This window comes from Neobacillus drentensis (genome assembly GCF_021560175.1).
GTDB lineage: Bacteria > Bacillota > Bacilli > Bacillales > Cytobacillaceae > Neobacillus > Neobacillus drentensis_A.
The window spans coordinates 1,527,998-1,542,239 of sequence record NZ_CP091110.1; the positions used below are offsets into that span (position 1 = coordinate 1,527,998).

Consider the following 14,242-nt stretch of genomic DNA (forward strand, 5'->3'; position numbering starts at 1 on the left):
CCCCCCTGCACTATTACTATTACTTATATTGTTTATAACTACCATTTATTAGCATTATAATACCCTTGCCGATTAAAATATAGATAGAACAGATAGAAAGATAGACAAACTACTCGGAGATGAAAAAATGAAGTCAATCAGAATTGCTGCTGGAGCAGGGTTTGCGGGAGATCGAATAGAACCTGCACTGGATAACATTATCAGGGGGAATGTGGACTATATCATTTTTGAATGCTTGGCAGAAAGAACTATTGCTCTTGCCCAAAAGGAGAAGCGTTCCAATTCAGACAAAGGTTACAATTATCTTCTAGAATATCGTATGGATAAAGTCATTCCATTGCTTAAGGACCATCCGGTTAAAATCATTACAAATATGGGAGCAGCCAACCCTGTAGCAGCAGCAAAGAAAATCTATGAAATTGCTTGTAAAAACGGGCTAAATCAATTGAAAATTGCTGCTGTTAGCGGTGATGACGTATTGAGTATAATCAATAACTATAGCCAAATGCCTATGATGGAAACGGGAGATAAACTTGAAACAATCAGGGACAATATCATTTCGGCCAACGCATATATAGGCGGACAAGCCATTTCTACAGCACTTGCAGAAGGAGCAGATATTGTTGTAACAGGCCGTGCTGCTGATCCTTCGTTAGCAACAGGTCCCATAATGTATGAATTTCGCCGATCCTATAGCGATTATGAGTTTCTCGGCAAAACAGTTGCAGCTGGGCATCTTTTGGAATGTGCAGGGCAGGTAACAGGCGGATATTTTGCCGACCCGGGTTATAAGGATGTACCGGATTTGTGGAATTTAGCATTTCCAATCCTGACATTTTTTGAAAACGGTAACATGGTGATTGAAAAGCTTCCAGATACCGGAGGAATTTTAAACAATTTAACTGTAAAAGAGCAGTTGCTTTACGAAGTGCAAGATCCCATGAACTATATTACACCGGATGTAGTGGCTGATTTTTCTAATATTACGGTGGAGGAACTTGGTGGCAATAAAGTGCTAGTAAAAGGAGCTGCCGGGAAAAGAAGAACCGGCTTATTAAAGGTAAGTGTTGGCTATCTGGATGGTTTTATTGGCGAAGGTGAAATAAGTTATGGGGGACATAATTGTGTGGCCCGTGCTCAACTTGCAGAAGAAGTGATTAAAAAACGCTTAGAAATACTAAAGGTGGATTATAAAGAGTTGCGGACGGATTTGATTGGAATCAATAGTCTATTTGGAGCAGCAACAGTTCAATTAGAAAAGACAGAACCAAATGAGGTTCGTTTACGTGTATCGATGAGGACAGATCATAAAGAAACCGCAGAAATCGCTGCTCGTGAAGTAGAATCTTTATATGTGAATGGACCTGCAGGTGGAGGCGGAGCCAGAGGTGATTTCACAGACATCATATCAGTTGCATCTGTGCTGATACCCGAAGAAAATGTGAATTTCGGCATTACATGGGTTGGAGGTCCTGCACAATGAAGTTATATCAGATTGCACACTCACGCACTGGTGACAAGGGAAATATTTCGACCATATCTGTAATCGCTTATAGTAAGGAAGACTATCCGTGTCTCTGCGAACAGCTGACAGAAGATAAAGTTTTGGCATGGTTTACAAAGATAGGGGCAACTAGAGTGAAACGATATGAAGTGCCTAGTTTGGGAGCCTTAAATTTTGTTCTGGAAAACACACTTGGGGGCGGTGTCACACGCTCACTTGCACTGGATAAACACGGGAAGTCATTAAGCGGACTTATGCTGGAAATGGATCTTAATTAAGAAGATAGCGAAGGCAGGGGGGCTGGTTATGGATGAAAACGACTGGTTAGAGGGAATTCAGCAATACATTAAACAGCAATACGCTAGTCTAGAAGTTAAGCCGAAAGTTGATTTACAAGATCCTGAAGAAATTATGTTAGCGATGGATGATGGTGTGAGGCTGCGTACAGTGGTGTATAAGCCCCTTGGAAATGGTCCTTTTCCCGCGATTCTAACACGAACCTGCTATCCTGGGATGGAAAGTATCGTTCGTATCCAATCTGAAGAATACTGCAAGCGGGGATTCATGTTTGTCTATCAATTTTGCAGAGGAACAGGCGGTTCAGAGGGGAATTGGAAGCCAAATGTAAATGAACGAAACGATGGGAAGAATACATTAGATTGGCTCAACAGCTTGAATGAAGTGGAGAGCATAGGGTACATAGGGAATTCGTATCTTGCCCTTACAGGATGGGCAGCAGCAGATATTGTACCAGAAAAGGTGAAGACCATGTACCTTACACATTACGGTACAGATAGGTTCACCTCAGCCTACAAAAATGGAATGTTTAGACAGGATGTACTGACTTCATGGGCAATGGATAACGCCGGTTTCCCTGTAAAGGCTGACTACATCGAGTCTGCAAAATACCGTCCTCATATTAAGGTTGATGAAGAGATGTGGGGAGCACGTCTCGATTGGTATCGGAGCTGGATTACAAGCACAAACCGAGATGACAGTTACTGGCGTGAAGGGTTTTGGAAAGTACTTGCTGATATACCCAAAAAGGTCACAATCCCCATTTATATAGGCGGGGGCTGGTATGACCATCACCTGGGGAGTGCTTTCAAGACTTGGCAAAATTTATCGCAAAAAGCAAAAGAGCACAGTGTTTTCCGTATAGGAGCATGGAATCATGGTTTTATGCCATGCGTGCAAGGGGTTGAATCCGAAAATTTGGAAAATGCAGATGAAGTAAACGCGTTTAATTGGTTTTATAATTTTCTTGTCCAAAAAGATTTACCTGATGGGGGAGTTAAAATATATAAAATTGGTGCAGACCTTTGGCAAAGTAAACGGGAATACCCTTTCCAAAATGATCAGGTGGAGTACTTTTTCTCAACTGACAAATGTGATGAAGATGCATATATGCTGCAAAGAAAGGCACCTGATAAAAAGGACCAATTACACTATATTTATGATCCTGATCAGCCTGTTTTATCTCATGGTGCAGAATCCATGATGCGTACTATGAATGAAGTCGGGAGTTTGCCGCAGCCAGAATGCGGTTGGCGTGATGATGTCTTAAGTTTCGTATCTCCGCCGCTTGAGACGGATCTTGAAATTTTAGGGGAAATAAAATTACAGTTATATGTTAGCTCTGAGGCCAAGGATACAGCATTTACCGCAAAAGTAATGGAAATACACGAAGATGGCAGAACGTATAACATCCGGGGGAGCATTGGAACGCTTGCCTATAGAAAAAATGATGAAAGCAGCCGTTTGGCTTATGAACCGGGTGACATTGTAGAAGTACATTTGGACATGTGGGATATTTCGTGGAGGCTAAAGGCTGGTTCACGCCTGCGTGTAGATATTTCCTCATCTGACTTTCCACAATACTCAATTCATAGCAATCACGAGGGAATTTGGTCATTGCAAGAATCCACAAAAACAGTAAACCAGACACTGTACTTTGGGGATGATTACAAATCCCGCCTAATTCTTCCTATCGAAAGGTGAGTGGGATTTTTGTAAAGAGAGATAGTTAAGATTAAGAGAATCATACCTACAAATAGAGGGAGAAAAATATGAAAAAAACTAGATTGATGGTAAAGGTATTTTTACTCGTTTTAGTCACGATCCTTGTGACAACTGCTTGCTCTAGCAAAAGTAATACAGAAACTATAGAATCCGGGGGCAAAGGATCAGGTTATAAAATCAAAATGGCCTACGTGAGCACTGGAACAAATCTTGATGACCTTCCACAAGTGCAGGAGGAAATAAACAAGATTACCAAAAAGAAAATAAATGCGACTGTCGAGTTGGAACCAATTAGTGTATCTGCATGGGATAATCAATCGAAATTGATGGTAGCAAGTGGTGAAAAATTAGATCTTATCCTCTCCACATCGATATTTGGTAATTATGCTCTTCAGGCATCAAGAGGGGAATTTATTCCCTTAGATGATTTACTAAAATCGCATGGTAAAGGAATATTAAAAGTCTTTTCTGAGGATGTACTGGAAGGAACGAAAGTGAATGGTAAAATTTATGCAATCCCTAGTGCCAGGGAGTTTGGAGCTAATTATGGCTTTATAATGAGAAAGGATATGGTTGATAAATATCATATTGATCTTTCTAAGGTTAAGACATATGAAGATTTAACCGACGTATTTAAGATTGTGAAAGAGAATGAACCGAATTTAACCCCAATTGTAAACACAGGCAGTGGTGCAACAGATTCCAGGCTTGGTGGAATGTTTGATTCATTAGGGGACAGTTTTGGAGCGATTAACTATCATGGTGATCCAAAGAAAATCATTAATTTATATGAAGATAAAGATTATACAGATCAAATTCATTTAACGAGAAAATGGTACGAAGCAGGATACGTTATGAAAGATGCTGCCACATCAAAGGAAACGTCGGCAAACATTGTAAAAGCCAATAAAGGATTTGGTTACTTTAATAATTTAAAACCTGGTTTTGAAGCGCAAGAATCAAGGCTAACTGGTCATGAGATGGTTTCTGTGGAACTATCAGATAGTTATATGGCAACAAGTGGTGCAACAGCATTTGGTATGTCTATTTCGAAGAATAGTGAAAATCCTGAAAAATCCATGGAATTTTTAAATCTTTTATATAGTGACAAAGATATTATGAATCTACTCGCTAATGGAATAGAAGGTAAACATTACGCCCAAAATTCTGATGGATCAATTAGTTTGCCAGAAGGGATAAAGGAGTCAAAGTATGTATTTAATAACTGGGAGGTTGGGAATAACTTCCTAACGTCTGTTTGGAAGGGTGACAATCTTGATCACTGGAAGCAATTACAGAGTTTTAATGATTCCATGATTAAATCACCAGCTTATGGTTTTACATTCGATGTCAATCAAGTGAAGTCAGAAATTGCGGCATGTCAAAATGTGGTCAATCAATACCGGGATGGATTAGGATCTGGAACACTAGATCCTGATAAGACACTAGTAGAATTTAATAAAAAGTTAAAAGCAGCTGGCCTAGATAAGATTATTAAAGAGAAGCAAAAACAATATGATAAGTGGTTGAAAATGCAATAATCCATAAAAGGCAAGGGGGCAATAAGATTGCTCCCTTGCCTTTTATGTTATTAAAAGTATTAGAGAGAGGGAACTTATCTTTTTAAAAAAATATATCTGAATTTTTAAAACTGGTATTGCAAGAATATATTCCCTGTAGTAACATAAAATTGTAAATCATATATATGATATTAAATCACATATGTGATTTAAGAGAGGAGGGGGGATGGATGTCTGTCAAATCAGCAGAACGGGTGTTAAGGGTATTTGAGCTGCTTTCACTGTATCCAGAGGGATTAACGATCAAGGAAATAAGTGAAGCTCTTTCCATTCCACAAAGCAGCACCTCTGGTTTAATTGAAACATTGCTAACAAACAGGTACTTGACTGCAGATGCCTTTAGAAAATATAACCTGGGTCCCAAACTGGTTCAACTTGGGAATATAGCAATGGATTCCTTGGATATTTCTTCACAAGGAACGCCTTATCTTAAACAGTTGATGGAAGAAGTGCAGGAGACCGTCTTTATGGCAATGCTTGAGGGTTCCGAATTGGTTTATCTAGTAAAACTAAGCAGTAATCGTTCCATACGTACCACTGCAGAACCTGGAAAAAGCAAGCCTTTGTACTGTACTGGATTAGGAAAGGCTTTTTTATCATTTCTTCCACCGAATAAGAAGGAAGAAATGATTAATCAACTGAAACTTGAGCCCATTACCCAAAAGACAATCACTAATAAAGAGTCCTTATTGCAACAGCTGGAATTGTTTGCTCAACAGGGTTTTTCTATTGATGACGAAGAGAATGAGGAAGGCTTGTATTGCCTTGCTGCACCTGTATATGGGGTGAACCATACCATTCAGGCGGCAATCAGTGTGGCAGGTCCGAAAGAAAGAATGCTAAAACAAAGGGAAATTATCCTAGAGAAGCTGCTGGAAACTTCTACCAAAATATCAAATAGTCTAGGTTACGGATCCATCTGAATCCAATAGTAGAAAATATTTCGGCAATATAATTATGGTTTATATCTAAACGAATTACATTAAGAAAATTTTTTTTAAAAATTCATTACTACTAAAAAAAATTTTTTAAAATCTATTGTAATTCGTTTTTCTCTAGCATATAATGAAAACGCTAACAAGATTCACAATCTTTAGTATATTAAAAATAAGGGGGAAGATTATGAAAAAGAGTTTAGTAGGTTTTAAGAAAGCAGTAGGGTTTCTTGCGTTAGCGGTAGGGATTAGTGCTTCACTGGCAGGCTGCGGTGGAGGTTCGGAGACATCCTCTGGTTCAAATTCATCCAATAAGGCTGAGAAAAAAGTACAGGAAATTCGGGTAGTTGCAGCCAACCACCCATGGACGGAGTCTATCAAAAAGATGCTGCCAGAGTTTGAAAAAGAGACTGGTATAAGAGTGAAAATAGATAGCTACTTTGAAGACCAGTTAACCCAAAAAACAGCAGTAGAGTTTGCTTCAAACTCTAAGAACATTGACGTAGTCATGTTCCGTCCGCTTCAAGACGGAAAGATGTTCCATAAGAGCGGGTACTTTGCAGATATGACTGGTTATGTTTCAAAAGAAAAGGGATACACGGATGATTTCATACCATCCTCTTTAGGCAGTGTAAAGGATGGCGAAAAGCTATTTGGATTACCGCTTGTAACGGAAACGGAAGTTCTATACTACCGTAAGGACCTTTTAGAAAAAGCAGGTTTAGAGGTTCCGAAGACACTCGAAGAACTTGAAAAAGCAGCCAAGCAATTAAATGACCCTGCTAAAGGTGTATCTGGGTTTGTTGCACGTGGTAAACGGGCCGCTGCTGTTACTCAGTTCTCCAGCTTCCTATATGGATTTGGCGGTGACTTCATGAAGGATGGGAAATCTACACTGACTTCTCCTGAAGCGATTGAAGCCTTTAGTTATTATGGAAATCTGTTAAATAAATATGGGCCAAAAGGTACTTTAAACATGAGCTGGCCAGAAGCAATGGCGGTGTTTACTCAAGGAAAGGCAGCGTTCTATACAGATGCTTCCTCTTTATTCACAAATGCAACGGATCCAGCTAAATCACAGGTTGCAGACAAGGTTGGATTTGCGCCATTCCCAGCTGGACCAAATGGTGCCAAGCCTTATAATGTTACTTCTTGGGGTCTTGGTATTGGTGCGAACTCTGAAAAGAAGGATGCTGCATGGCAGTTTATTAAGTGGGTAGAAAGCAAAGAAATGGTTATGAAGCTTCAAGCAGAGGGAAATCCTGGTGCGCGTATCTCCGTCTGGGAATCTTCAGAAGGAACGGCGAAATTCCCGAAAGATTTAGCAGAAGCGATTGCTGCGAATGGCGGGGAGAAAGGTGTGCCTTATGATCGTCCAGTTGTTATCAATGTTGGAAATGCACGCGACACCATTGGTGATGTCATTCTAGCAGCCATTGAAGGCAAAGATGTAAAGGCAGCTGCAGAAAAAGCGGATGGAGAATTCCAAAAGATTCTTGAAAGCGAAAAATAAACAGTTGATGTAACCTAATTCTTAACGGCTTTCGGTGAGCCATCTGGGTTTGATTTACCGGAGGGCTCTCTGAGGCCGTTTGTCTTAGGACCAGCCACGACCTAGTAAGGAGGAACAGAAAAATGACAAACTGGATTGATCGGAACATCAAGTGGGTTTTTACTATGCCAGCTGTGATTTTTGTAGCGCTCATGATGGTTATGCCTGTAGGCTATACCTTTTGGCTGAGTTTTCATGATTGGAATATGTCAAACATTACTCCCCCTTTGTGGGTAGCGTTTCAAAATTATACAGAGCTTTTTCATGATGAACTTTTTATAAAATCTTTAAAACTAATGTTCTACTTTACTATTGCCTCCGTTGTAATTGAAACGGTACTCGGAGTGGGCCTTGCCATCTTAATGAACCAGAATATTGTTGGAAAAGGAATTGTAAAGACCTTATTCCTGCTGCCAATGGTAGCCACCCCTGTTGCAGTAGGGTTAATCTGGGTATTGATTTATGAGCCAAACATTGGGATTGCGAATGTTTTTTTACATAAGTTAGGATTGCCAGGACAAGAATGGCTAACTTCTCAAAACCTTGTCATGCCTTCGTTAATCTTCATTGATGTTTGGGAATGGACACCAATGATCGCATTAATCGTGCTTGCGGGTCTAGTATCCCTGCCGAAGGACCCCTATGAAGCAGCGATGATTGATGGAGCGAATACATGGCAATCGTTTAGCAAAATTACGCTTCCTCTTTTAAAGCCAACACTTTACTCTGCTATATTACTTAGAATGATTGATGCGTTAAAAACCTTTGATATTATTTATGCAACCACACAAGGTGGACCAGGTACGTCATCGCAAACCATTAACATCTACGGATATGTCTTAGGGTTCCAATACTTTAAAATAGGTCAGGCTTCGGCCCTGCTGATGGTCTTCTTTGTGATTGTTCTCTCCATCAGTATCTTTACAATCCTATTACGAAAAAGAGCGGGGGTAAACCTATGAGTGGAAAAAAACCTAAGAAAATCAGCGTCGCCCTTACTCATGTGGGGGTTTACTTTGCCCTGTTCTTGTTCTTGCTACCTTTCCTTTGGATGATTCTTGCGTCATTCAAAACGCAAGTACAAATATTGAATACCTCTAAAATCTTTGATATCACCGCTAATTTCAGTAACTACATCAGTATTTTTAAAGAATATTCTTTTCTTCAGTTTATTTGGAACAGCTTTGTCGTTGGGATAGGGGCGACCCTTTTCGGACTAATCCTTGGGCTTCCGGCCGCTTACGCAATTGCCAAATATAAGCAGCAAGGCCTGGGACTATTAATTCTTGTTGCCAGAATTGTACCGGGGATATCCTTCCTTATTCCCTGGTTTATTATTTTCTCAAAATTGCAGTTAATCGACACGTATACCTCATTAATTTTGAGCCATATGCTAGTCACGATGCCATTTATTATTTGGATAATGATTCCGTTTTTTGAAGGGCTTCCCCATGAACTGGAGGAATCCGCACGGGTAGATGGCTGTTCGATTCCTACTGCGTTTATCCGAGTAATGCTTCCGATCTCTGGACCGGGGATTGTCACCTCCTCCATTCTGGCGTTTATTTTTTCTTGGAATAACTTTATGTTCTCTTTAATTCTTGCAGGTGATAACACAAAAACATTGCCGATTGCGATCTTTAACTTCATTTCGTACTCCGATATAAACTGGGGAGGCTTAATGGCGGCATCGGTTACCATCACAGCACCGGTGCTGATATTGGCACTATTTGCCCAGCGCTATATTATTGCGGGTTTAACGGGCGGAAGTGTAAAGGGCTAAGGCTGTCGGCAGATAATTTGATGAGCGAAAAGGAGATGAGCAGATTGATAACCTCGCCATTAGAAAAAATAAGACAAACAAAACTGGTGGCCATTATCCGCAGTCACTCTCTTAAAGGGCTGGAAAATACGGTGGGAAGTCTTTATCGGGGGGGCATTCGTGCGGTTGAAATCACGATGAATACCCCTGGAGCTCTTGCTGGGATTGAACGGATGAAGGAGAAGTATCCGGAATTGCTGATGGGGGCAGGGACAGTACTAGATTCAGAGACGGCAAGACTTGCCATTCTGTCTGGTGCAGACTTTATTCTCACCCCAACATCGAAAAAAGAAACGATTGAAACAGCAAATCGCTATAATGTACCGATTATCCCGGGAGTCATGACCCCTACGGAGGCACTGACTGCTTATGAATACGGGGCTCAAATGGTTAAAATATTCCCGATTAGATCTCTTGGGCCTAAATATCTATCAGACTTAAAAGGTCCGTTACCTTTTGTCGAAACAATGGCTGTTGGAGGGATTTCGCTCGAGAATGCGGCGGATTATTTACAGGCAGGAGCAAGCGCCTTGGGAATTGGCAGTTCACTTGTAGATGAAAAGCTTGTGATGTCAGGTGATTATGCAGAGATTGAAAGACGGGCAGCCTGTTTCGCAGCCATTGCTCAAACATTTGATTAAGCATATATGAATTTCAAAAGAAAAGTGGTGCTGGCAATGAAGGTAATCCTAATCGATTCTGGAACGACCAACTCCAGAATAAGGCTTTACGATAGAACAACCAGCCAAGTCCTTGATGCTGAGAAGATTCGTGTAGGGGTAAGAGATACAGTGATTTCAGGGGACCATGACCATCTGAAAGCTAAATTAAGTGAGGGAATAGCACGATTACTAATGAAAAATCAATTAGCAGCCTCTGACATCGGATATATTATTGCATCAGGGATGATTACCTCGAATCTTGGAGTATATGAAATTCCTCACATTCCAAGCCCTGCGGGTGTAACTGACTTTGCAAGGTGTTCTAAAGCAGTAAAACTTAAAGAATTTTTTGATATCCCTTGTATCTTTATTCCGGGGATGAAAAATTCGGTTATATACGATAGTTCAGATGATGCGTTTCCTCCTATTAATGCTTTTGATGTTATGCGGGGGGAAGAAGTGGAAACATTTGGGTTATTGAAGCAATTGAAGGTAAAAGGCAAGGGAATGATGATCCTTCCAGGTTCTCATACCAAGTTTGTAGCCGTCGACGAGCACAAGCAGTTGTTATACTGCTTATCCACTTTAGGGGGGGAAACACTTCAAGCTCTTCAAAAGGAAACGATTCTTTCCAGCTCACTGGATCAAAAGTTAGTGGAAGTTATTGACGAGAGAATGCTTGAGAAGGGGTTTGAAGCTGCAAAGAAATATGGATTAACAAGGACGTTCTATCATGTTCGCTTGTTCCATTTATTTGCGAATCTGGATGCGAACCAGCGGGCTAATTATTTTACAGGTGCTGTGATCTATACTGACCTTCAGGCTCTTTTTCAATCATTGGAAAAGTCCGATGATATCCAATGGTGTATTGTAGGCGGTTCCAATCCATTACGCAAGGTATTTGCCCACTTATTAAGGTATAGCAATAAGAATTGGAAAGTTATGGAGGCGAATGACCAGCAGGTTGAGTATTCCGTCGTTTTCGGGGCAGAAGAGATTGTTTCAAGATGCGCTGATGTTACCAGTTTAATAGATTAATTAGGGGTGTTTTGGATGAAAATACGCAGTTATGAGCTTTTTCAAGTTCCTCCACGGTGGTTATTTTTAAAAATAGAAACGGATGATGGAATCGTGGGCTGGGGAGAACCGGTTATTGAAGGAAGGGCCTCAACCGTTAAGGCTTGTGTGGAAGAATTAATGGAATATCTAATTGGCAAGGATCCCTTACGGATTGAAGATCATTGGAGTATGTTATATCGTTCCGGATTTTACCGCGGCGGCCCAATCCTGATGAGTGCCATTTCTGGAATTGACCAAGCGCTTTGGGATATTAAAGGGAAATACTATAATGCTCCTGTATACCAGCTTTTAGGAGGGGCCTGCCGGGATTCCATTAGAGTCTATTCGTGGATTGGGGGAGACCGTCCATCTGAAGTCGGTCATGCGGCCAAGAAGGTAGTCGACGCCGGCTTTACGGCAGTAAAGATGAATGGAACAGAAGAGCTTCAGTATGTTGATTCGTATGAAAAAATTGACCAGGTATTGGAGCGGATAGCGGCGGTTCGTGAATCGGTCGGACCGTATATTGGAATCGGAATTGATTTTCATGGACGTGTGCATAAACCAATGGCCAAAATTCTAGCAAAGGAATTGGAACAGTTCCGTCCTATGTTTATTGAGGAGCCTGTGTTGTCTGAAAATAATGAAGCATTAAAAGAGATTGCTCAGCATACTTCCATCCCGATTGCCACAGGAGAACGGATGTTTTCGCGCTGGGACTTTAAATCTATTCTAGCTGAAGGCCATGTTGACATTATTCAGCCGGATTTGTCGCATGCAGGCGGGATTACCGAATGCAAGAAAATTGCTTCGATGGCAGAAGCCTATGATGTTGCACTAGCACCGCACTGCCCATTAGGTCCGATTGCTCTTTCGGCTTGTCTTCAAGTGGATGCAACCGCACATAATGCCTTTATACAGGAACAAAGTTTAGGGATTCATTATAATCAAGGTAATGACCTGCTGGATTATATTAAGGATAAATCCGTTTTTGAGTATAAGGATGGATATGTTTTGATTCCGCAAGGGCCAGGGCTAGGGATTGAGATTGACGAGGAGTTTGTGAGAAAGCAAGCTGCTGTCGGTCACAATTGGCGAAATCCTGTTTGGCGGCATAAGGATGGAAGCATTGCCGAGTGGTAAGCAATTTGGGTTATCTTTCTTGCAGGAATGAGTGTTTATTTTTCATTAGGTAGTAAAGGGCTGTCAATTTGATAGCCTTTTTGTTTTGTGTAAAGTTCCTCGAGGGTAATTGATATAGGAATTTAGAATGAATTTGCCGACAAATAATTTAAAATAATTTCATTATTTGAAAAATAAATCATGTATAATAAGATTTAGCAGTTTGTAAGGGATTACATCAGGAGGGCTACCAATGTGGACGATAAAGCCTATTTTTAACTCGTTGCTATTTAAACTCTTTTTTAGTGTGTTGTTTATTATTGGTCCGCTAATCGTTGTTCACATTGTAAATAACTATTATGCGGTCGAAGTAATCAGGAGTCAGGTAGCCCAGTCAAACAAAAATATGCTGAACATTTATATGGACCAAATTGATAAAGGATTAGATGGTGCTGGGAAATATATCTTTCAAATGACCCAGAACAATACCGACTTATATTATCTTCAATATAATGACTCCTTAGATTCTAATGATTATGAAGAAGCAAAAATTCGTTTATTTAATACGATTACCAATCAATCTTATTTATACACTTCCATTGATTCCATTTTTATTTACTCGGAGGCCCATAAGGATTTATTATTTACACAAAATTCTTCAGAAGATTATTTTAAGCGCTATGAAGCAAGAGATGAAATTTCTCAGTTACTTGAGAAGAAACCAAATGAACTTCGAGAAGGGACTTGGAATATCTGGAAGGGGAAACAAAGTTATTACCTTATACAATATTATAACGTTAATGGAGTATATGTTGGCGCCTGGGTAAATATGGACAAACTTATTACTCCGTTTAAATATATTGATTTTGGTGATACAGGAAGGGCATTGCTGGCAACTTCTAACTTTGAACCCATTACTAATAAAGCCTTTATTAAGAAGGAACAGATCGATTTAACCATTAAACAGAAAAGGTATGTCATAACTGGGGAAAAAGATCGGTTTGTATTAATGAAAAAGAAATCATCACAAGCTAATTTCTATCTTGCAGCATTAATTCCCGAGAAGGAAATTCTCGAGAAACTTCCATTTTTACAGAGGATTTCGTCGTTAATCACTTTATTAGCCGTATTGTTTCTACTATTTTTTATCTTTATTATGAGAAAAGTTTTTCTACAACCTATCAATCAAATTGTCTCCGCTATGAAGAAACTGCGAAAAGGAGATCTCGATATTCGTCTTCCTGCGAATCGGAATTCGACGGAATTTCGGATGATGAATGGTACCTTTAACCATATGGTTTCGGAAATTAAGGATTTGAAAATTAATGTATATGAAGAAAAGCTAAATTTACAAAAGGCGGAATTAAAACATTTACAGCTGCAGATCAACCCGCACTTTTTTCTTAATTCATTGAATATCATTTATAATCTGGCTACAGTAAAGGATTTTTCAATCATTCAGGAGATGGCAAAATGTCTGGCCAACTATTTCCGGTTTATGTGTCGCAGTAATTCGTATTTTGTTAAATTGGAGGATGAATTAAAACACACGGAAAATTATTTGAAAATTCAGCAGCTTCGATTCCCTGATTCCTTTAACTATTATATTGAATCACCACCAGAATTTTTAAATTGCAAAATACCTCCATTAGTCATTCAAACAATTGTCGAAAACTCCATAAAACATGCCTTTAATCTTGATGACTCTCTTAATATTTATATAGAGGTAATGAGAGAAGTAGATTCTAAGTTTTTAAACATTAAAATGCAAGATACAGGAGAAGGGTTCCCAGAGGATGTTTTACAAAGTTTAAGTGAAGAGCATTCTTTAACCAATGAGGAAGGGGAGCGAATAGGGATTTGGAATGTAAAACAGAGACTAAGTTTGTTATACGGAGAAAAGGCAGCGATACGATTTTCCAATGAACAGGGTAAGGGCGCGACGGTCCGATTACAAATTCCTTACGATTTAATTTAAATTAAA

General features: G+C 39.8%; 12 protein-coding genes. All 12 read left to right on the plus strand.

What is annotated here, in order from left to right:
- The first annotated feature begins 127 nt into the window (after positions 1–127).
- The gene (locus tag L1999_RS07165; protein WP_235742919.1) at positions 128–1,483 is read left to right on the plus strand and encodes an acyclic terpene utilization AtuA family protein; all 1,356 of its coding nucleotides are present in this window, start codon (positions 128–130) and stop codon (positions 1,481–1,483) included.
- Entirely contained in the window at positions 1,480–1,782 is a 303-nt protein-coding gene (locus L1999_RS07170) for an AtuA-related protein (RefSeq protein WP_235742920.1), read from the plus strand. Before L1999_RS07165 ends, L1999_RS07170 begins: the two co-directional genes overlap by 4 nt.
- A gap of 28 nt (positions 1,783–1,810) precedes the next feature.
- The gene (locus tag L1999_RS07175) at positions 1,811–3,505 is read left to right on the plus strand and encodes a CocE/NonD family hydrolase (RefSeq protein ID WP_235742921.1); all 1,695 of its coding nucleotides are present in this window, start codon (positions 1,811–1,813) and stop codon (positions 3,503–3,505) included.
- A 68-nt stretch (positions 3,506–3,573) separates the two neighbouring features.
- On the plus strand, positions 3,574–5,067 hold the full coding sequence (locus tag L1999_RS07180) for an ABC transporter substrate-binding protein (protein ID WP_235742922.1): 1,494 nt from the start codon (positions 3,574–3,576) through the stop codon (positions 5,065–5,067).
- A 209-nt stretch (positions 5,068–5,276) separates the two neighbouring features.
- Entirely contained in the window at positions 5,277–6,029 is a 753-nt protein-coding gene (locus tag L1999_RS07185; RefSeq protein WP_235742923.1) for an IclR family transcriptional regulator, read from the plus strand.
- Positions 6,030–6,228: 199 nt separating this feature from the next.
- A complete protein-coding gene (locus tag L1999_RS07190) occupies positions 6,229–7,554 on the plus strand; it encodes an ABC transporter substrate-binding protein (protein ID WP_235742924.1) in 1,326 nt (441 codons plus the stop codon).
- A gap of 122 nt (positions 7,555–7,676) precedes the next feature.
- A complete protein-coding gene (locus L1999_RS07195; protein WP_235742925.1) occupies positions 7,677–8,555 on the plus strand; it encodes a carbohydrate ABC transporter permease in 879 nt (292 codons plus the stop codon).
- The gene (locus L1999_RS07200) at positions 8,552–9,376 is read left to right on the plus strand and encodes a carbohydrate ABC transporter permease (RefSeq protein ID WP_235742926.1); all 825 of its coding nucleotides are present in this window, start codon (positions 8,552–8,554) and stop codon (positions 9,374–9,376) included. Before L1999_RS07195 ends, L1999_RS07200 begins: the two co-directional genes overlap by 4 nt.
- A 20-nt stretch (positions 9,377–9,396) precedes the next feature.
- Complete coding sequence (locus L1999_RS07205) at positions 9,397–10,056, plus strand: bifunctional 4-hydroxy-2-oxoglutarate aldolase/2-dehydro-3-deoxy-phosphogluconate aldolase (protein ID WP_235742927.1); 660 nt, start codon at positions 9,397–9,399, stop codon at positions 10,054–10,056.
- Positions 10,057–10,092: 36 nt separating this feature from the next.
- A complete protein-coding gene (locus tag L1999_RS07210; protein ID WP_235742928.1) occupies positions 10,093–11,115 on the plus strand; it encodes a 2-dehydro-3-deoxygalactonokinase in 1,023 nt (340 codons plus the stop codon).
- 15 nt (positions 11,116–11,130) lie between these two features.
- Positions 11,131–12,279, plus strand: a complete 1,149-nt coding sequence (gene dgoD, locus L1999_RS07215; protein ID WP_235742929.1) for a galactonate dehydratase — start codon at positions 11,131–11,133, stop codon at positions 12,277–12,279.
- 232 nt (positions 12,280–12,511) lie between these two features.
- Complete coding sequence (locus L1999_RS07220; protein WP_235742930.1) at positions 12,512–14,236, plus strand: sensor histidine kinase; 1,725 nt, start codon at positions 12,512–12,514, stop codon at positions 14,234–14,236.
- The last annotated feature ends 6 nt before the right edge of the window (positions 14,237–14,242 follow it).